The 17,648-nt window shown below is 57.4% G+C and carries 15 protein-coding genes and 2 tRNA genes; 16 read left to right on the plus strand and 1 reads right to left on the minus strand.

The genetic code is table 11. From position 1 onward, the window contains the following. The first annotated feature begins 152 nt into the window (after positions 1-152). The 4 genes from carA to J2Y56_RS17055 all read left to right on the plus strand — a co-directional run bounded on the left by carA (position 153) and on the right by J2Y56_RS17055 (position 5,535). Positions 153-1,289 carry a glutamine-hydrolyzing carbamoyl-phosphate synthase small subunit gene (gene carA / locus J2Y56_RS17040; RefSeq protein ID WP_310351519.1) on the plus strand — a complete coding sequence of 379 codons (1,137 nt, stop codon included), beginning with the start codon at positions 153-155 and terminating at the stop codon, positions 1,287-1,289. 118 nt (positions 1,290-1,407) lie between these two features. Beyond that, positions 1,408-4,629: a carbamoyl-phosphate synthase large subunit gene (carB, locus tag J2Y56_RS17045; protein WP_007942893.1), complete on the plus strand. Its 3,222-nt coding sequence runs from the start codon at positions 1,408-1,410 to the stop codon at positions 4,627-4,629. After that, positions 4,626-5,102 (plus strand): transcription elongation factor GreA, encoded by a 477-nt coding sequence (greA, locus tag J2Y56_RS17050; protein WP_007942892.1) that lies wholly within the window; start codon positions 4,626-4,628, stop codon positions 5,100-5,102. Before carB ends, greA begins: the two co-directional genes overlap by 4 nt. Before the next feature lie 28 nt (positions 5,103-5,130). Next, complete coding sequence (locus J2Y56_RS17055) at positions 5,131-5,535, plus strand: hypothetical protein (protein WP_007942890.1); 405 nt, start codon at positions 5,131-5,133, stop codon at positions 5,533-5,535. Between the two features lie 9 nt (positions 5,536-5,544). Here the strand turns inward: J2Y56_RS17055 and J2Y56_RS17060 are convergent, their stop codons facing one another. Then, the gene (locus J2Y56_RS17060; protein ID WP_007942889.1) at positions 5,545-5,853 is read right to left on the minus strand and encodes a YhbY family RNA-binding protein; all 309 of its coding nucleotides are present in this window, start codon (positions 5,851-5,853) and stop codon (positions 5,545-5,547) included. A 101-nt stretch (positions 5,854-5,954) separates the two neighbouring features. Between J2Y56_RS17060 and rlmE the strand changes: the two genes are divergently transcribed. From rlmE to rbfA, 12 genes are all read left to right on the plus strand, one after another. Continuing rightward, entirely contained in the window at positions 5,955-6,581 is a 627-nt protein-coding gene (rlmE, locus tag J2Y56_RS17065) for a 23S rRNA (uridine(2552)-2'-O)-methyltransferase RlmE (RefSeq protein WP_007942887.1), read from the plus strand. A 202-nt stretch (positions 6,582-6,783) separates the two neighbouring features. After that, the gene (gene ftsH / locus J2Y56_RS17070) at positions 6,784-8,694 is read left to right on the plus strand and encodes an ATP-dependent zinc metalloprotease FtsH (protein ID WP_033048677.1); all 1,911 of its coding nucleotides are present in this window, start codon (positions 6,784-6,786) and stop codon (positions 8,692-8,694) included. An 8-nt stretch (positions 8,695-8,702) separates the two neighbouring features. Beyond that, complete coding sequence (gene folP, locus J2Y56_RS17075) at positions 8,703-9,554, plus strand: dihydropteroate synthase (RefSeq protein ID WP_310334304.1); 852 nt, start codon at positions 8,703-8,705, stop codon at positions 9,552-9,554. Between the two features lie 16 nt (positions 9,555-9,570). Further along, complete coding sequence (glmM, locus tag J2Y56_RS17080) at positions 9,571-10,908, plus strand: phosphoglucosamine mutase (RefSeq protein ID WP_007942882.1); 1,338 nt, start codon at positions 9,571-9,573, stop codon at positions 10,906-10,908. Positions 10,909-10,974: 66 nt separating this feature from the next. After that, positions 10,975-11,730, plus strand: coding sequence for a triose-phosphate isomerase (gene tpiA / locus J2Y56_RS17085; RefSeq protein ID WP_007942877.1), 756 nt, complete (start codon positions 10,975-10,977; stop codon positions 11,728-11,730). 4 nt (positions 11,731-11,734) lie between these two features. Continuing rightward, entirely contained in the window at positions 11,735-12,118 is a 384-nt protein-coding gene (gene secG / locus J2Y56_RS17090; protein ID WP_010463489.1) for a preprotein translocase subunit SecG, read from the plus strand. 22 nt (positions 12,119-12,140) lie between these two features. Continuing rightward, positions 12,141-12,226, plus strand: a tRNA-Leu gene (locus tag J2Y56_RS17095). A gap of 96 nt (positions 12,227-12,322) precedes the next feature. Then, positions 12,323-12,399 (plus strand) — tRNA-Met (locus tag J2Y56_RS17100). A gap of 138 nt (positions 12,400-12,537) precedes the next feature. Beyond that, on the plus strand, positions 12,538-12,996 hold the full coding sequence (gene rimP, locus J2Y56_RS17105) for a ribosome maturation factor RimP (RefSeq protein ID WP_010463487.1): 459 nt from the start codon (positions 12,538-12,540) through the stop codon (positions 12,994-12,996). A gap of 47 nt (positions 12,997-13,043) precedes the next feature. After that, positions 13,044-14,525, plus strand: coding sequence for a transcription termination factor NusA (gene nusA / locus J2Y56_RS17110; protein ID WP_007942874.1), 1,482 nt, complete (start codon positions 13,044-13,046; stop codon positions 14,523-14,525). Positions 14,526-14,552: 27 nt separating this feature from the next. Further along, entirely contained in the window at positions 14,553-17,084 is a 2,532-nt protein-coding gene (gene infB, locus J2Y56_RS17115) for a translation initiation factor IF-2 (protein WP_007942873.1), read from the plus strand. Between the two features lie 159 nt (positions 17,085-17,243). After that, entirely contained in the window at positions 17,244-17,645 is a 402-nt protein-coding gene (gene rbfA, locus J2Y56_RS17120) for a 30S ribosome-binding factor RbfA (RefSeq protein ID WP_007942872.1), read from the plus strand. Positions 17,646-17,648 lie beyond the last annotated feature (3 nt).

The raw sequence follows: 17,648 nt of genomic DNA on the forward strand, positions 1-17,648 counted from the left end.
AAAATGCCTTTTTCTGTAAGCTACAGCTTTAGTGTGTCCACTAAAAGCGCGCAGAATTATTCAGTGAAGAAGCGGGGTGACGTGTCCATACGTCACTCCGCTTTTTTACAACCTGCGATCGCCCTTTCAGGCTTTATTTACGGGAGGTCTTCTTGACTAAGCCAGCCATACTCGCCCTTGCTGATGGCAGCATTTTTCGCGGCGAAGCCATTGGAGCCGACGGTCAAACCGTTGGTGAGGTGGTGTTCAACACCGCAATGACCGGCTATCAGGAAATCCTTACCGATCCTTCCTACGCCCAACAGATTGTTACCCTGACATACCCGCACATCGGCAACACCGGCACCACGCCGGAAGACGCCGAGTCTGACCGCGTCTGGTCTGCTGGCCTGGTCATCCGTGACCTGCCACTGGTTGCGAGCAACTGGCGTAACACGATGTCCCTGTCCGACTACCTGAAAGCCAACAACGTTGTGGCTATCGCCGGTATCGACACCCGCCGCCTGACACGCATCCTGCGTGAGAAAGGCGCACAGAACGGCTGCATCATGGCCGGTGACAACATTTCTGAAGCCGCCGCCATCGCCGCCGCACAGGGTTTTCCTGGCCTCAAAGGCATGGACCTGGCTAAAGTCGTCAGCACCAAAGAGCAGTACGAATGGCGCTCGACTGTCTGGGATCTGAAAACCGACAGCCACGCGACCATCGAAGCTTCCGAGCTGCCGTACCACGTGGTGGCCTACGACTACGGCGTCAAGCTGAACATCCTGCGCATGCTGGTCGAGCGCGGTTGCCGCGTGACCGTCGTGCCTGCACAAACGCCTGCTGCTGATGTGTTGGCTCTGAAGCCAGACGGTGTGTTCCTGTCCAACGGTCCTGGTGATCCGGAGCCTTGCAACTACGCAATCCAGGCGATCAAGGACGTGCTGGAAACCGAAATTCCGGTATTCGGCATTTGCCTTGGTCACCAGCTGCTGGCTCTGGCCTCCGGCGCCAAAACCCTGAAAATGGGCCACGGCCACCACGGTGCCAACCACCCGGTCCAGGATCTGGACAGCGGTGTAGTGATGATCACCAGCCAGAACCACGGTTTTGCGGTAGACGAAACGACCCTGCCCGCCAACGTTCGCGCGATTCACAAATCGCTGTTCGACGGCACCCTGCAAGGCATCGAGCGTACCGACAAGAGCGCCTTCAGCTTCCAGGGCCACCCGGAAGCCAGCCCTGGCCCGAACGACGTAGCGCCATTGTTCGATCGCTTCATCAACGAAATGGCCAAGCGACGCTGATCGCTCGCCCAGATGTGGCAGAGCTTGGGGGCGGTCCCGACACCGGCGGCCCCCTCAAGGCTTCAAAGATTGAACAAGACGGCTTGCCGACTGACCTGCGGATTTGAGTGACAAACCCATGCCAAAACGTACAGACATTAAAAGCATCCTGATTCTCGGCGCTGGCCCGATCGTTATCGGCCAGGCCTGCGAATTCGACTACTCCGGCGCCCAGGCCTGTAAAGCCCTGCGCGAAGAGGGTTACCGCGTCATCCTGGTGAACTCCAACCCAGCCACCATCATGACCGACCCGGACATGGCCGACGCCACGTACATCGAGCCGATCAAATGGCAGACCGTTGCCAAGATCATCGAGAAAGAGCGTCCGGACGCGCTGTTGCCAACCATGGGCGGCCAGACTGCTCTGAACTGCGCACTGGATCTGGAGCGCGAAGGCGTGCTGGAGAAGTTCGGCGTAGAGATGATTGGCGCCAACGCTGACACCATCGACAAGGCTGAAGACCGTTCGCGCTTTGACAAGGCGATGAAATCCATCGGCCTGGACTGCCCGCGTTCGGGTATCGCCCACAGCATGGAAGAGGCCAACGCCGTTCTGGAGCGCCTGGGCTTCCCCTGCATTATCCGTCCGTCCTTCACCATGGGCGGCACCGGTGGCGGTATCGCTTACAACCGTGAAGAATTCGAAGAAATCTGCGCCCGTGGTCTGGACCTGTCGCCGACCAAAGAGCTGCTGATCGACGAATCCCTGATCGGTTGGAAAGAGTACGAGATGGAGGTTGTCCGCGATAAGAAGGACAACTGCATCATCGTCTGCTCCATCGAAAACTTTGACCCGATGGGCGTGCACACCGGTGACTCGATCACCGTTGCTCCTGCACAAACCCTGACGGACAAGGAATACCAGATCATGCGTAACGCCTCGTTGGCGGTGCTGCGTGAGATCGGCGTGGAAACCGGCGGCTCCAACGTTCAGTTTGGCATCTGCCCGGACACTGGCCGTATGGTCGTGATCGAGATGAACCCGCGTGTATCCCGCTCTTCGGCACTGGCTTCGAAAGCCACTGGTTTCCCGATTGCGCGTATCGCTGCCAAGCTGGCGATCGGCTACACCCTGGACGAACTGCAGAACGAAATCACCGGCGGCGCTACTCCTGCCTCCTTCGAGCCGTCCATCGACTACGTCGTAACCAAACTGCCACGTTTCGCCTTCGAGAAATTCCCGAAAGCCGACGCCCGCCTGACCACTCAAATGAAGTCGGTGGGTGAAGTCATGGCCATCGGCCGGACTTTCCAGGAATCCCTGCAGAAAGCCCTGCGTGGCCTGGAAGTGGGCGTTTGCGGTCTGGACGAGAAGCTCGACCTGAGCAACCCGGAAAGCATGAGCGTGCTCAAGCGCGAACTGACCGTGCCGGGCGCCGAGCGTATCTGGTACGTGGCCGACGCCTTCCGCGCTGGTCTGTCGGTCGAAGACATCTTCGGCATGAACATGATCGACCCGTGGTTCCTGGTGCAGATCGAGGATCTGATCAAGGAAGAAGAGAAGGTCAAGACCCTGGGGCTGGCCAGCATCGACCGCGACTTGATGTTCCGCCTCAAGCGCAAAGGCTTCTCCGACATGCGTCTGGCCAAGCTGCTGGGCGTGACCGAGAAGGCCCTGCGTCGCCATCGTCACAAGCTGGAAATCTTCCCGGTCTACAAGCGCGTTGACACCTGCGCGGCCGAGTTCGCCACCGACACCGCTTACCTCTACTCGACGTACGAGGAAGAGTGCGAAGCCGCGCCGTCGGGCCGCGACAAGATCATGATCCTCGGCGGCGGTCCAAACCGTATCGGCCAGGGCATCGAGTTCGACTACTGCTGCGTACACGCGGCACTGGCGCTGCGCGAAGACGGTTACGAGACCATCATGGTCAACTGCAACCCGGAAACCGTTTCCACCGACTACGACACCTCCGATCGCCTGTACTTCGAACCAGTCACCCTGGAAGACGTACTGGAAATCGTCCGCGTCGAGAAGCCGAAAGGCGTGATCGTCCAGTACGGCGGCCAGACTCCGCTGAAACTGGCTCGCGCCCTGGAAGAAGCCGGCGTGCCGATCATCGGCACCAGCCCTGACGCTATCGACCGTGCCGAAGACCGCGAGCGCTTCCAGCAAATGGTTGAGCGCCTGAACCTGCGTCAGCCGCCAAACGCCACCGTGCGCAGCGAAGACGAAGCAATTCGCGCCGCCGCCAAGATCGGTTACCCGCTGGTGGTCCGCCCGTCCTACGTATTGGGCGGTCGCGCGATGGAAATCGTTTACGAAGAAGAAGAGCTGAAGCGCTACCTGCGTGACGCGGTGAAAGTGTCAAACGACAGCCCGGTGCTGCTCGACCACTTCCTCAACTGCGCCATCGAAATGGACGTGGATGCGGTCTGCGACGGCACCGACGTGGTGATTGGCGCGATCATGCAGCACATTGAGCAGGCGGGTGTTCACTCCGGTGACTCCGCGTGCTCCTTGCCGCCGTACTCGTTGCCTGTACACATCCAGGATGAGATGCGCGAACAGGTCAAGAAAATGGCCCTGGAGCTGGGCGTTGTCGGCCTGATGAACGTTCAGTTGGCGCTGCAAGGCGAAGACATCTACGTCATCGAAGTCAACCCGCGCGCTTCCCGTACCGTACCGTTCGTGTCCAAGTGCATCGGTGTTTCCCTGGCGATGATCGCGGCTCGCGTGATGGCCGGTAAAACCCTGAAAGAAATCGGCTTCACCAAAGAAATCATCCCGAACTTCTACAGCGTGAAAGAGGCGGTGTTCCCATTCGCCAAATTCCCTGGCGTGGACCCGATCCTGGGCCCAGAGATGAAGTCCACCGGTGAAGTGATGGGCGTGGGCGACACCTTCGGCGAAGCATTCGCCAAGGCCCAGATGGGCGCCAGCGAAGTGCTGCCGACCGGTGGTACTGCGTTCATCAGCGTGCGTGACGACGACAAGCCGCTGGTTGCAGGCGTCGCCCGTGATCTGATCAACTTGGGTTTCGAAGTGGTTGCCACTGCCGGTACTGCCAAGCTGATCGAAGCTGCGGGCCTGAAAGTGCGCCGTGTGAACAAGGTTACCGAAGGTCGTCCGCACGTGGTCGACATGATCAAGAATGACGAAGTCACCCTGATCATCAACACCACGGAAGGTCGTCAGTCGATTGCCGACTCGTACTCCATTCGTCGCAATGCCTTGCAGCACAAGATCTACTGCACCACGACTATTGCTGCTGGCGAAGCCATCTGCGAAGCGCTGAAGTTCGGTCCCGAGAAGACCGTGCGCCGCTTGCAGGATCTACACGCAGGATTGAAGGCATGATCAAATACCCAATGACCGTCCAGGGCGCGAAAGCCCTGGAAGAAGAACACGCTCACCTGACCAAGGTCGTCCGTCCGAAGCTCAGCCAGGACATCGGAACGGCCCGCGAGTTGGGTGACTTGAAGGAAAACGCCGAATACCACGCTGCTCGTGAGCAGCAGGGAATGGTCGAGGCGCGGATTCGTGACATCGAAGGCCGCATTCAGAATCAGGTCATCATCGACGTCACGACCATTCCTCACACAGGCAAAGTGATTTTCGGCACCACCGTTGAAATCGCCAACGTCGAGACGGATGAGCGCGTCACTTACCATATCGTGGGTGAGGATGAGGCTGATTTCAAACTCGGCAAGATTTCCGTCGGTTCGCCACTGGCCCGCGCCTTGATTGCCAAGGAAGAGGGCGACGTGGTTGCCGTCAAAACGCCGGGTGGCGTCATCGAGTATGAGATTGTCGAAGTTCGCCACCTCTAAAGGCCTGCGCCCGCTACGAGCGGGCGCCATGGCTTGGCAGCTGACTCAGATGTTGTGGGTCGGCGGTCTGTGGCTGTTATACATCGGTTTGGTGCCGGCGTTGGGCCGAGTAGGTCTGGCGCCGCTGCTGATCGACGAAATTGCAGGCACGCTGAACGCGCTGATGGTGGGATTTGCCGCAGCGTGTGTGATTTTTCAGGCTTTGGTGCTGGTACAGGCCGAGGGCCTTGCCAGTCTATGGCGCGATATTCGCGGGCAACTGCTGATGATGGCGCTGTATGCGAGCGCGATGTTTTTCGTCGTGCGCCTTGGGTGGCCGGATGCAGTGCGTTGGCAGGTATTCGGCTATCTTGTTCTGGGATTTACCGGGCTGGTGCTGGTGTTGCAGCCGGAACCGGGAAGGAGCGGCAGGGTGCGCGAAGCACACCCTTGACCCTTGCCATCACTTGAAGCGATGAACGTTCGACAGCTGTTTGTTGACGCTGAAGTTCTTGCGGTAAATCAGTGCCATCTTGCCGATGACCTGAACCAGATCCGCTTTACCGACCTTGCAGAGTTCTGCAATGGACGCCAGGCGCGATTCGCGATCGAGGATGTTGAGCTTGATTTTAATCAGCTCGTGATCCGCCAAAGCGCGTTCAAGTTCGGCTAACACACCTTCAGTCAAACCGTTGTCAGCCACAATCAAAACTGGTTTCAGATGGTGGCCAATGGATTTGTACTGTTTCTTCTGCTCTTGAGTGAGCGGCATAATCTGACCCTTTCGTCTGGATTCTGTAAAATGGCGGCCATTTTACCCGAGGGCTCGTGGATCCGCCCAATTAATCACGACCCTTATCATCGAGGTGCCCAATGGCGCGTTCCAAGACAAGCCTTGGTTGGCTGAAAAGACATGTCAACGATCCCTATGTGAAGCAGGCGCAGAAGGATGGCTACCGCTCGCGTGCGAGTTACAAACTTCTGGAGGTCCAGGAGAAATACAACCTGATCCGTCCCGGCATGAGCGTTGTCGACCTGGGCGCGGCGCCCGGGGGGTGGTCGCAGGTGACTAGCCGTCTGATCGGTGGTCAGGGGCGTCTGATCGCTTCGGACATTCTGGAAATGGACAGCATTCCGGACGTGACTTTCATCCAGGGTGACTTCACCGAGGACGAAGTGCTCGCGCGGATCCTTGAAGCCGTGGGTAATTCGCAGGTGGACCTTGTGATTTCCGATATGGCCCCCAATATGAGTGGTACGCCTGAAGTGGACATGCCCAAAGCCATGTTTCTTTGCGAGCTGGCGCTTGATTTGGCGGAACGGATACTCAAGCCGGGTGGTAATTTCGTGATCAAGATTTTTCAGGGCGAAGGGTTTGATGTTTACCTGAAGGATGCTCGTCGGAAATTCGATAAGATCCAGATGATCAAGCCAGACTCTTCGCGTGGCAGTTCCCGCGAGCAATACATGCTGGCTTGGGGTTACCGCGGTAGTGAGTAAAACGAGGTTTTTTGGCGGGGCGATAGGTTTTTCGTATTTCGCCCCGCGAGCATTAGCGAATATTGTGTAGAAAGTGTTTCACAAAGGGTTACAGACGGCGCCTGCCAGAGCCGTAGGTAATGTAGTAAGTTAGGCCGGTGAATATCATGCGAAGCGCGCGCCATTAGCGGCGCTAGCTTCAGAGGGTAGTTAATTGAACGATATGGCAAAGAATCTGATCCTGTGGTTGATCATCGCGGCTGTCCTGGTGACAGTGATGAACAACTTCTCCAGCCCTAACGAGCCGCAGACCCTCAACTATTCCGACTTCATCCAGCAGGTCAAGGATGGCAAGGTCGAGCGCGTAGCGGTTGACGGCTACGTGATTACCGGTAAACGCACCGACGGCGACAGCTTCAAGACCATTCGTCCGGCAATCCAGGACAACGGCCTGATCGGCGATCTCGTGGACAACCACGTCGTGGTCGAAGGCAAGCAGCCTGAACAGCAAAGCATCTGGACTCAGCTCCTGGTCGCAAGCTTCCCGATCCTGGTGATCATCGCCGTGTTCATGTTCTTCATGCGGCAGATGCAGGGCGGAGCGGGCGGTAAAGGCGGACCGATGAGCTTCGGCAAGAGTAAGGCGCGCCTGCTCTCCGAAGACCAGGTAAAAACCACATTGGCTGACGTTGCCGGTTGCGACGAAGCCAAGGAAGAAGTCGGCGAACTGGTCGAATTTCTCCGTGATCCGGGCAAGTTCCAGCGCCTGGGTGGGCGTATTCCTCGCGGCGTACTGATGGTCGGTCCTCCGGGTACCGGTAAAACCTTGCTGGCCAAGGCAATCGCCGGCGAAGCGAAAGTGCCATTCTTCACCATCTCCGGTTCCGACTTCGTTGAAATGTTTGTCGGCGTCGGTGCCAGCCGTGTTCGAGACATGTTCGAGCAGGCCAAGAAACACGCGCCATGCATCATCTTCATCGATGAAATCGACGCCGTTGGTCGCCACCGTGGCGCCGGCATGGGCGGCGGTCACGATGAGCGGGAGCAGACTCTCAACCAGTTGCTGGTAGAGATGGACGGCTTCGAAATGAATGACGGCATCATCGTTATCGCTGCAACCAACCGCCCTGACGTATTGGACCCGGCATTGCTGCGTCCAGGTCGTTTCGACCGTCAGGTTGTGGTGGGGCTGCCAGACATACGTGGTCGCGAACAGATTCTCAAGGTTCACATGCGCAAAGTGCCGATGGGTGACGACGTCGCTCCAGCGGTAATCGCTCGCGGTACACCTGGTTTCTCAGGTGCAGACCTGGCTAACCTGGTGAACGAGGCTTCTTTGTTCGCCGCCCGTGCCGGCAAGCGCATCGTCGAAATGAAAGAGTTCGAACTGGCGAAAGACAAGATCATGATGGGCGCCGAGCGCAAATCCATGGTCATGTCCGAGAAGGAAAAGCAGAACACTGCTTATCACGAAGCTGGCCACGCTATCGTTGGTCGCGTCGTGCCTGAGCATGATCCGGTCTACAAGGTCTCTATCATCCCGCGCGGTCGTGCGCTGGGTGTGACCATGTTCCTGCCGGAAGAAGATCGTTACAGCCTGTCCAAGCGTGCGCTGATCAGCCAGATCTGCTCGCTGTACGGTGGCCGTATCGCTGAAGAAATGACCTTGGGCTTCGATGGTGTCACCACCGGTGCGTCCAACGACATCATGCGTGCCAGCCAGATTGCGCGAAACATGGTGACCAAGTGGGGCTTGTCGGAAAAACTCGGTCCGTTGATGTATGCCGAAGAAGAGGGTGAAGTGTTCCTCGGTCGCGGCGGCGGTGGTCAGGGCGCAAGCTTCTCCGGTGAGACCGCCAAGCTGATTGACTCGGAAGTACGCAGCATCATCGATCAGTGCTACGGCACGGCCAAGCAGATCCTCACGGATAACCGCGACAAGCTTGATGCCATGGCGGACGCCTTGATGAAGTACGAGACGATCGATGCTGATCAGATCGACGACATCATGGCGGGTCGTGCGCCTCGCGAGCCTCGTGACTGGTCAGGCGGTACCGGTACTTCCGGAACACCTCCGGTAGTACAGGATGAGCGTCCGGAAACACCGATCGGCGGTCCCGCTGCTGACGTATAAGGTTTGAAATGACTTCTGTTCAGTCCTCAACCCGGTTGCCTTGCGGCAACCGGGTTCTTGATTTGGCCCAGACACATGTCATGGGCATACTCAACGTCACTCCTGATTCCTTTTCTGATGGCGGCCGATACAGCCAGCTCGATGCAGCTCTGCGCCACGCCGAGTCAATGGTGGCGGCAGGCGCAACGCTGATAGATGTCGGTGGCGAGTCAACCCGTCCAGGTGCCCGGGCGGTTTCGCCGCTTGAGGAGCTGGAGCGCGTTGCGCCTATCGTCGAGCGCATCCATTGCGAGCTGGATGTGATTATTTCGGTCGATACCTCCACGCCAGCGGTCATGCGCGAGACTGCGCGGCTGGGTGCGGGTCTGATCAATGATGTGCGCTCGCTACGTCGAGACGGTGCCCTGGATGCAGCGGCAGCCACCGGGTTGCCCGTGTGTCTGATGCATATGCTCGGTGAGCCGGGCGATATGCAGGACAATCCGTACTACCAGGACGTCACCAAAGAAGTGGGAGTATTTCTCGCTGAGCGCATGGCTCAGTGCGCGTCGGTGGGTATCCCGCCGGAGCGGATTATTCTTGATCCGGGTTTTGGGTTCGCTAAAACCTTGCAGCACAATCTAAGCTTGTTTAAGCATATGAAAGCCTTGCATGCCTTGGGGCGACCTCTGTTGGTCGGAGTTTCGCGAAAGAGCATGATTGGTCAGGCCTTGAATCGACCGGTTGGTGAGCGTCTGTATGGTGGTCTGGCGCTCGCAGCGCTGGCTTCGGCCAATGGGGCGCGTATATTGCGCGTCCATGATGTAGCCGAAACAATGGACGTGGTGCGGATGATCGCCGCAGTGGAATCAGCCGAATAAAAATGATGGAGCACTTATGAGCAAAAAATATTTTGGCACCGACGGTATTCGTGGCCGGGTCGGTGAATATCCGATCACTCCTGATTTCATGCTCAAGCTCGGCTGGGCTGCGGGCATGGCGTTTCGCAAGATGGGCGCCTGCAAGGTGCTGGTTGGCAAAGACACCCGAATCTCTGGCTACATGTTCGAGTCGGCACTCGAGGCCGGTCTGACGTCGGCAGGCGCTGACGTGATGCTGTTGGGCCCGATGCCTACACCGGCGATCGCCTACCTGACGCGCACCTTTCATGCCGAAGCCGGCATCGTGATCAGTGCCTCGCACAATCCTCACGATGACAACGGCATCAAGTTCTTCTCCGGAAAGGGCACCAAGCTTCCGGATGAAGTCGAGTTGATGATTGAAGAGTTGCTCGATACGCCGATGACTGTGGTTGAATCGAGCAAGATTGGCAAAGTTTCGCGTATCAACGATGCCTCTGGCCGTTACATTGAATTCTGCAAAAGCAGCGTCCCGACCAGTACCAGCTTCACGGGCCTGAAGATCGTCATCGACTGCGCCCACGGCGCAACCTACAAGGTTGCCCCGAGCGTGTTTCGTGAGTTGGGGGCTGAAGTCGTTGTGCTGTCTGCTCAGCCTAATGGCCTGAACATCAATGACAATTGCGGTTCGACCCATATGGGCCAATTGCAGGCTGCGGTATTGGCTGAGCACGCAGATCTGGGTATTGCTTTCGATGGTGACGGTGATCGCGTCCTGATGGTCGATCACACTGGCGCCATCGTTGATGGCGACGAGCTGCTGTACATCATCGCCCGCGATCTGCATGAGCGGGACAAGTTGCAAGGTGGCGTGGTCGGTACGTTGATGAGTAACCTGGGGCTGGAGCTGGCCCTGGCTGATCTGTCGATTCCATTCGTGCGTGCCAACGTTGGCGACCGGTATGTCATCGCTGACTTGCTTGAGCGCAACTGGTTGGTCGGTGGTGAGAACTCGGGGCATATCGTCTGCTTTAACCACACCACTACAGGTGATGCGATCATCGCGGCATTGCAGGTTCTGATGGCGCTGAAAAGGCGTTCAGAAGGTCTGGCGCAGGCTCGTCAGGCGCTTCGCAAGTGCCCGCAGGTGTTGATCAATGTCCGATTTGGTGGCGGTGCGAATCCGCTCGATCATCCGTCGGTCAAGGAAGCCAGTGATCGTGTTACCAAGGCTATGGCGGGTCGTGGTCGTGTGCTCTTGCGCAAGTCCGGCACGGAGCCATTGGTGCGTGTCATGGTTGAAGGTGAGGACGAAACACAGGTTCGCGGTTACGCCGAAGAGCTGGCAAAACTGGTTACTGAAGTTTCTGCCTGAATTCGGCTTGCCAGCCATGATTGTGTTGGGTAACATCTGCGCCCACTTTGACCGACGAGGTACAGCATGCGTCGCCCTATGGTAGCTGGTAACTGGAAGATGCACGGTACCCGCGCCAGCGTCGCTGAGCTGATCGATGGCCTTGGTCATCTGGCCTTGCCGAGCGGTGTTGATGTAGCGGTATTCCCGCCTTGCTTGCATATCAATCAAGTGATTGATGGTTTGGAAGGAAAGTCGATTTCGGTCGGTGCGCAGAACTCTGCGATGGAATCCGGGCAGGGCGCATTGACCGGTGAAGTTGCGCCGAGTCAGTTGGTGGATGCAGGCTGTTCCCTGGTGCTTGTCGGGCACTCTGAGCGCCGCCAGATAATCGGCGAGCGAGACGAGATACTGATTCGCAAGTTCGCAGCGGCACAGGCATGTGGCTTGATTCCGGTGTTGTGTGTAGGGGAGACCCTTGAGCAACGTGAAGCCGGGAAAACTCTTGAGGTTGTCGGGCGTCAGCTAGGCAGTATCATTGAGGAGCTGGGTGTCGGTGCTTTTGCAAATGCAGTAATTGCTTACGAGCCGGTCTGGGCCATTGGTACCGGGCTGACTGCTTCACCGCAACAAGCGCAGGATGTGCATGCAGCCATTCGCGCCCAGTTGGCGGAAGAGAATTCTGAAGTCGCACAAGGTGTGCGGCTTCTATACGGCGGCAGCGTGAAGGCGGCCAATGCGGTCGAACTGTTCGGCATGCCGGATATCGATGGGGGGCTCATTGGTGGAGCTTCCCTGAATGCAGATGAGTTCGGTGCGATTTGTCGCGCCGCGGGAAACTGAAAAAATGCTGGAAACAGTCGTAGTCGTTTTTCATCTGCTGGGTGCATTGGGCGTAGTTGCTCTGGTATTGCTGCAGCAGGGTAAAGGTGCGGATGCTGGCGCGTCTTTCGGAGCAGGTGCTTCAAATACTGTGTTCGGAAGCCAAGGTTCCTCTACCTTTCTTAGTAAGTTTACTGCTATACTTGCCGCAGGTTTCTTCATAACCAGCTTAGGGTTAGGTTACTTTGCTAAAGAGAAAGCTCAGCAGCTGACTCAAGTAGGTCTCCCAAATCCGGCAGTGTTGGAAGTTCCAAAGCAGCAGCCGGCTTCTGATGATGTCCCGGTGCTTCAAGAGCAAAAGTCGGCTACTCCAGCGACTGATGTACCTCCAGCTCAAGAGCAGAAGTAAGAAGGGTTTCAAACGTAGTATTGCCGAGGTGGTGGAATTGGTAGACACGCAACCTTGAGGTGGTTGTGCCCATAGGGTGTAGGGGTTCGAGTCCCCTTCTCGGTACCAATTATCAGGAGAGCCCGCTGTTGCGGGCTTTCTTGTAGGTGGAAGGTTACATTGACCCTGTTAGGGATCGGTCGTATACTTCTGCCCCAGCTTTGTCGCGGGGTGGAGCAGTCTGGTAGCTCGTCGGGCTCATAACCCGAAGGTCGTCGGTTCAAATCCGGCCCCCGCAACCAGTTTAAGGAGCCCCTTTTAAGGGGCTTTTTGTTAGCTGGACACTTTCTACGCCGCTGTTCGACGGCGTTTCAAGGATGGGCGTTTCGCCCATTTTTTTATTTTGCATAGCATGCACATACATGCACGAGGGGGTTCAGGTGTCGAGCAAGCTAGAAGAGTTGCAGGCCTTGTTGGCCCCGGTGGTCGTGGCCCTGGGCTATGAATGCTGGGGTATCGAGTTTTCGGCTCAGGGTCGTCACTCGATGTTGCGCGTTTATATCGATAAAGAGGGCGGTGTACTGGTGGACGATTGCGCCATTGTCAGCCGTCAAATCAGCGGTGTCCTGGATGTTGAAGATCCGATTGCCGTTGAATATACCCTTGAGGTTTCCTCGCCTGGCATGGAACGCCCGCTGTTCACTATTGAGCAGTTTGCAAAATTTGCCGGTGAACAAGTGAAGATCAAGCTGCGCTCGCCTTTTGAAGGACGACGCAACTTTCAGGGCCTTCTGCGTGGTGTAGAAGAGCAGGACGTCGTGGTGCAGGTAGAAGACCATGAGTTCCTGTTGCCGATCGATATGATCGACAAGGCCAACATTATTCCCAGTTTTGACTGAGACGCGGATCCCGCGGATCCAATGGCTTGCGAAAGGCGAGGCGTACGATGAGCAAAGAAGTACTGCTGGTTGTTGAGTCGGTATCCAATGAAAAGGGCGTACCGGCAAACGTAATTTTTGAAGCGCTGGAGCTGGCTCTGGCCACTGCTACCAAAAAGCGTTTCGAGGACGAAGTCGATCTGCGTGTGGAAATCAATCGCCACACGGGTGCTTACGAGACATTCCGTCGTTGGACGGTCGTTGAAGAAGCAGATTTGGACGATCCGGCCATTGAAACCTGGCCGAGCAAGGTTGCCGAAACGCATCCTGGTTCCAAGGTTGGCGATGTCGTCGAAGAAAAAATCGAATCCATTGAGTTCGGCCGTATCGCTGCACAGACTGCCAAGCAAGTCATCGTGCAAAAAGTTCGTGAAGCCGAGCGCGCTCAAGTCGTTGATGCCTATCGCGAGCGCCTGGGAGAAATCATCTCCGGCACCGTGAAGAAAGTGACCCGCGACAACGTGATCGTCGATCTGGGCAACAACGCTGAAGCGTTGCTGGCTCGTGAAGACATCATCTCTCGCGAAACCTTCCGTGTCGGCGTGCGTCTGCGTGCGCTGCTCAAGGAAATCCGCACCGAGAACCGCGGCCCGCAGCTGATCCTGTCGCGTACCGCGCCGGAAATGCTGATCGAGTTGTTCCGCATCGAAGTGCCGGAAATCGCTGAAGGCCTGATCGAAGTAATGGCTGCGTCCCGTGACCCGGGTTCGCGCGCCAAGATCGCGGTCCGCTCCAAGGACAAACGCATCGACCCGCAAGGCGCTTGCATCGGTATGCGCGGTTCGCGCGTCCAGGCAGTGTCGGGTGAGTTGGGCGGTGAGCGTGTGGATATCGTCCTGTGGGACGACAACCCGGCTCAGTTTGTGATCAATGCAATGTCGCCGGCTGAAGTGGCGGCAATTATCGTTGACGAAGATGCCCATGCAATGGACATCGCCGTTGGCGCAGATAACCTGGCTCAGGCCATCGGTCGTGGTGGTCAGAACGTGCGTCTGGCTAGCCAATTGACTGGCTGGACCCTGAACGTGATGACCGAATCGGACATCCAGGCTAAGCAGCAAGCAGAAACCGGCGACATCCTGCGCAACTTCATCGACGAGCTGGAAGTCGACGAAGACCTGGCACAGGTGCTGGTAGATGAAGGCTTCACCAGCCTGGAAGAGATTGCCTACGTACCGTTGGAAGAAATGCTCAACATCGACGGCTTTGACGAAGAAACCGTCAACGAGCTTCGCGCTCGTGCCAAGGATCGTTTGTTGACCAAAGCCATCGCTACTGAGGAAAAGCTGGCAGACGCCCATCCGGCCGAAGACCTGCTCTCGCTTGAGGGTATGGACAAGGATTTGGCGATGGAACTGGCGGTGCGCGGCGTAATTACCCGCGAAGACCTGGCCGAGCAGTCTATTGACGACCTGCTCGACATCGACGGCATTGACGATGATCGTGCCGGCAAGTTGATCATGGCCGCCCGAGCCCACTGGTTCGAGTAATTAGGCGCGGCCTGAGGAGAGAAGTGCATGACGCAAGTCACGGTGAAACAACTGGCCGATGAGGTCAAAACACCGGTAGAGCGCCTGTTGCAGCAGATGCGTGAGGCAGGTCTGCCGCACACCGCCGCCGAAGAAAATGTGACTGACAGTGAGAAGCAATCGTTGCTGACTCATTTGAAAAGCAGCCACAAGGCGAAAGTGGAAGAACCACGCAAGATCACGCTGCAGCGTAAAACCACCAGCACCCTGCGTGTTGCTGGCAGCAAAAGCATCAGCGTTGAAGTCCGTAAAAAGAAAGTGTTCGTACAGCGCAGCCCGGAAGAAATCGAAGCCGAGCGCAAACGCGAACTGGATGAACGTCGCGCAGTAGAAAATGTTGCTCGTCAGAAGGCTGAAGAAGAAGCCAAGCGTCGCGCCGAAGAAGAAGCGCGTCGCCAGCCTGCTGCTGCGCAATCGGCTACTTCCGGCGCTGTTGCTGCGCCTGCTGCAGTTGCCGAACCTGTGCGTGAAAGCGCGCCGGTTGTAGCGGCTGCACCAGCACCGTCTGCTGATGTTCGCAACAAGCAGAACGAGCAGCGCCGTCCGGACAAACCACGTGCCGACGATAACAATCGTCGCAGCGGCGGTGGCGATGGAGAGCGCAAAAACGCTCCGCATCGTGCTTCGGTCAAAGAGAAAGCGCCTGCGCCACGTGTTGCGCCACGTACTACCGACGAAGAAAGCGATGGCTTCCGTCGTGGTGGTCGCGGCAAGGCCAAGCTGAAGAAACGCAACGCCCACGGTTTCCAGAGCCCAACCGGCCCTGTCGTGCGTGATGTGCAGATTGGCGAGACCATCACTGTTGGCGATCTCGCCAATCAGATGTCGGTCAAGGCTGCTGAAATCATCAAGTTCATGTTCAAACTGGGTACTCCAGCGACCATCAACCAGGTACTGGATCAGGAAACTGCTCAGCTGGTAGCCGAAGAGCTGGGCCACAAAGTGACCCTGGTCAGCGACACCGCCCTGGAAGATTCCCTGGCCGAGTCCCTGAAGTTTGAAGGTGAGACGTTCTCCCGTGCACCGGTTGTGACCGTAATGGGCCACGTTGACCACGGTAAAACCTCGCTGCTCGACTACATCCGTCGTGCCAAGGTAGCTGCTGGCGAAGCCGGCGGTATCACCCAGCACATCGGTGCGTACCACGTTGAAACTGATCGCGGCATGGTCACTTTCCTCGACACCCCGGGTCACGCCGCGTTTACCGCAATGCGTGCTCGTGGTGCCAAGGCGACCGACATCGTGATCCTGGTGGTTGCAGCGGACGACGGCGTGATGCCGCAGACCATTGAAGCCGTTCAGCACGCCAAGGCTGCCGGTGTTCCACTGGTTGTTGCAGTGAACAAAATCGACAAGCCGGGCGCCGATCTCGATCGCATCCGTAGCGAACTGTCGGTTCACGGCGTGACCTCGGAAGAGTGGGGCGGCGACACCCCGTTCGTATCGGTTTCGGCGAAAGTCGGTACTGGCGTGGACGAGTTGCTCGAAGCTGTTCTGCTGCAAGCCGAAGTTCTCGAACTTAAAGCAACACCTTCGGCCCCTGGCCGTGGCGTTGTGGTTGAATCGCGTCTCGACAAAGGTCGTGGCCCGGTAGCTACCGTTCTGGTTCAAGACGGTACCCTGCGCCAAGGCGACATGGTCCTGGTCGGTTCGAACTATGGCCGTGTACGTGCCATGCTCGACGAGAACGGCAAGCCAATCAAAGAAGCCGGTCCTTCCATCCCTGTCGAGATCCTCGGCCTGGACGGTACCCCGGACGCTGGCGATGAGATGAGCGTGCTGTCGGACGAGAAGAAAGCCCGTGAAGTGGCTCTGTTCCGTCAAGGCAAGTTCCGCGAAGTCAAGCTGGCCCGTGCTCACGCCGGCAAGCTGGAAAACATCTTCGAAAACATGGGTCAGGCAGAGAAGAAGACGCTCAACATCGTCCTCAAATCCGACGTCCGTGGTTCGCTGGAAGCGTTGAACGGTGCCTTGAACGGCCTGGGTAACGACGAAGTGCAAGTGCGTGTTGTTGGTGGCGGTGTCGGTGGTATCACCGAATCCGACGCTAACCTGGCACTGGCCTCCAACGCTGTACTGTTCGGCTTCAACGTGCGTGCCGATGCTGGCGCTCGCAAGATCGTCGAGCAGGAAGGTCTGGATATGCGTTACTACAACGTGATCTACGACATCATCGAAGACGTCAAGAAAGCCCTCACCGGTATGCTGGGCAGCGATGTTCGCGAGAACATCCTGGGTATCGCTGAAGTGCGTGACGTGTTCCGTTCGCCGAAGTTTGGCGCGATTGCCGGTTGCATGGTTATCGAAGGTGTTGTTCACCGTAACCGTCCAATCCGTGTACTGCGTGAAGACATCGTTATCTTCGAAGGCGAGCTGGAATCCCTGCGCCGCTTCAAGGATGACGCTTCCGAAGTACGTGCCGGCATGGAATGCGGTATTGGCGTCAAGAGCTACAACGACGTCAAACCTGGCGACAAGATCGAAGTTTACGAGAAGGTTCAGGTTGCTCGCAGCCTCTGACTCGCGCACTTCAAGGGCCACGGCGAGCCGCCGCATGCAAGTGCGCGGCACGGCGTCAGGACTCTAAACGCAACGCCCGGTCTGGCTTTTGTCAGGCCGGGCGTTTGCCGCTTTCAGACCCCTCGGGTTTCACCGTGGGGCAGTAACAGGTAACAAGACATGGCAAAAGAATACAGCCGTACCCAACGTATCGGCGATCAGATGCAGCGTGAGCTGGCACAGCTGATCCGTCGTGAAGTCAAAGACCCGCGCGTCGGCCTGGTCACCATTACCGCTGTTGAAGTCAGCCGTGACGTCGGTCACGCCAAGATCTTCATCACCGTGATGGGTCAGGACAACGCCGAAGACATCGCACAAAGCATCAAGGTGCTCAACTCCGCCGCTGGTTTCCTGCGTATGCAGTTGGCCCGCGAAATGAAGTTGCGCAGCGTTCCTCAGTTGCACTTCCACTACGACGAAAGCGTCGTGCGTGGCGCGCACCTGTCGGCCCTGATCGAGCGTGCGGTGGCTGAAGACAATCAGCACCCGGTAGCCGCTGAACCCGAAGACGCCAAGGAGTAATCG

Origin of the sequence: Pseudomonas sp. BE134 (assembly GCF_031456105.1) — a bacterium.
Taxonomy (GTDB): Bacteria; Pseudomonadota; Gammaproteobacteria; order Pseudomonadales; family Pseudomonadaceae; genus Aquipseudomonas.

Bases quoted from the DNA above. Each gene is read 5' to 3' on its own strand.
- J2Y56_RS17060 (WP_007942889.1), bottom strand. From the start codon at position 5,853: ATGCCGCTCACTCAAGAGCAGAAGAAACAGTACAAATCCATTGGCCAC.
- infB (WP_007942873.1), top strand. From the start codon at position 14,553: ATGACGCAAGTCACGGTGAAACAACTGGCCGATGAGGTCAAAACACCG.
- carB (WP_007942893.1), top strand. From the start codon at position 1,408: ATGCCAAAACGTACAGACATTAAAAGCATCCTGATTCTCGGCGCTGGC.
- rbfA (WP_007942872.1), top strand. From the start codon at position 17,244: ATGGCAAAAGAATACAGCCGTACCCAACGTATCGGCGATCAGATGCAG.
- rlmE (WP_007942887.1), top strand. From the start codon at position 5,955: ATGGCGCGTTCCAAGACAAGCCTTGGTTGGCTGAAAAGACATGTCAAC.
- folP (WP_310334304.1), top strand. From the start codon at position 8,703: ATGACTTCTGTTCAGTCCTCAACCCGGTTGCCTTGCGGCAACCGGGTT.
- glmM (WP_007942882.1), top strand. From the start codon at position 9,571: ATGAGCAAAAAATATTTTGGCACCGACGGTATTCGTGGCCGGGTCGGT.
- tpiA (WP_007942877.1), top strand. From the start codon at position 10,975: ATGCGTCGCCCTATGGTAGCTGGTAACTGGAAGATGCACGGTACCCGC.
- ftsH (WP_033048677.1), top strand. From the start codon at position 6,784: ATGGCAAAGAATCTGATCCTGTGGTTGATCATCGCGGCTGTCCTGGTG.
- J2Y56_RS17055 (WP_007942890.1), top strand. From the start codon at position 5,131: ATGGCTTGGCAGCTGACTCAGATGTTGTGGGTCGGCGGTCTGTGGCTG.
- nusA (WP_007942874.1), top strand. From the start codon at position 13,044: ATGAGCAAAGAAGTACTGCTGGTTGTTGAGTCGGTATCCAATGAAAAG.
- secG (WP_010463489.1), top strand. From the start codon at position 11,735: ATGCTGGAAACAGTCGTAGTCGTTTTTCATCTGCTGGGTGCATTGGGC.
- greA (WP_007942892.1), top strand. From the start codon at position 4,626: ATGATCAAATACCCAATGACCGTCCAGGGCGCGAAAGCCCTGGAAGAA.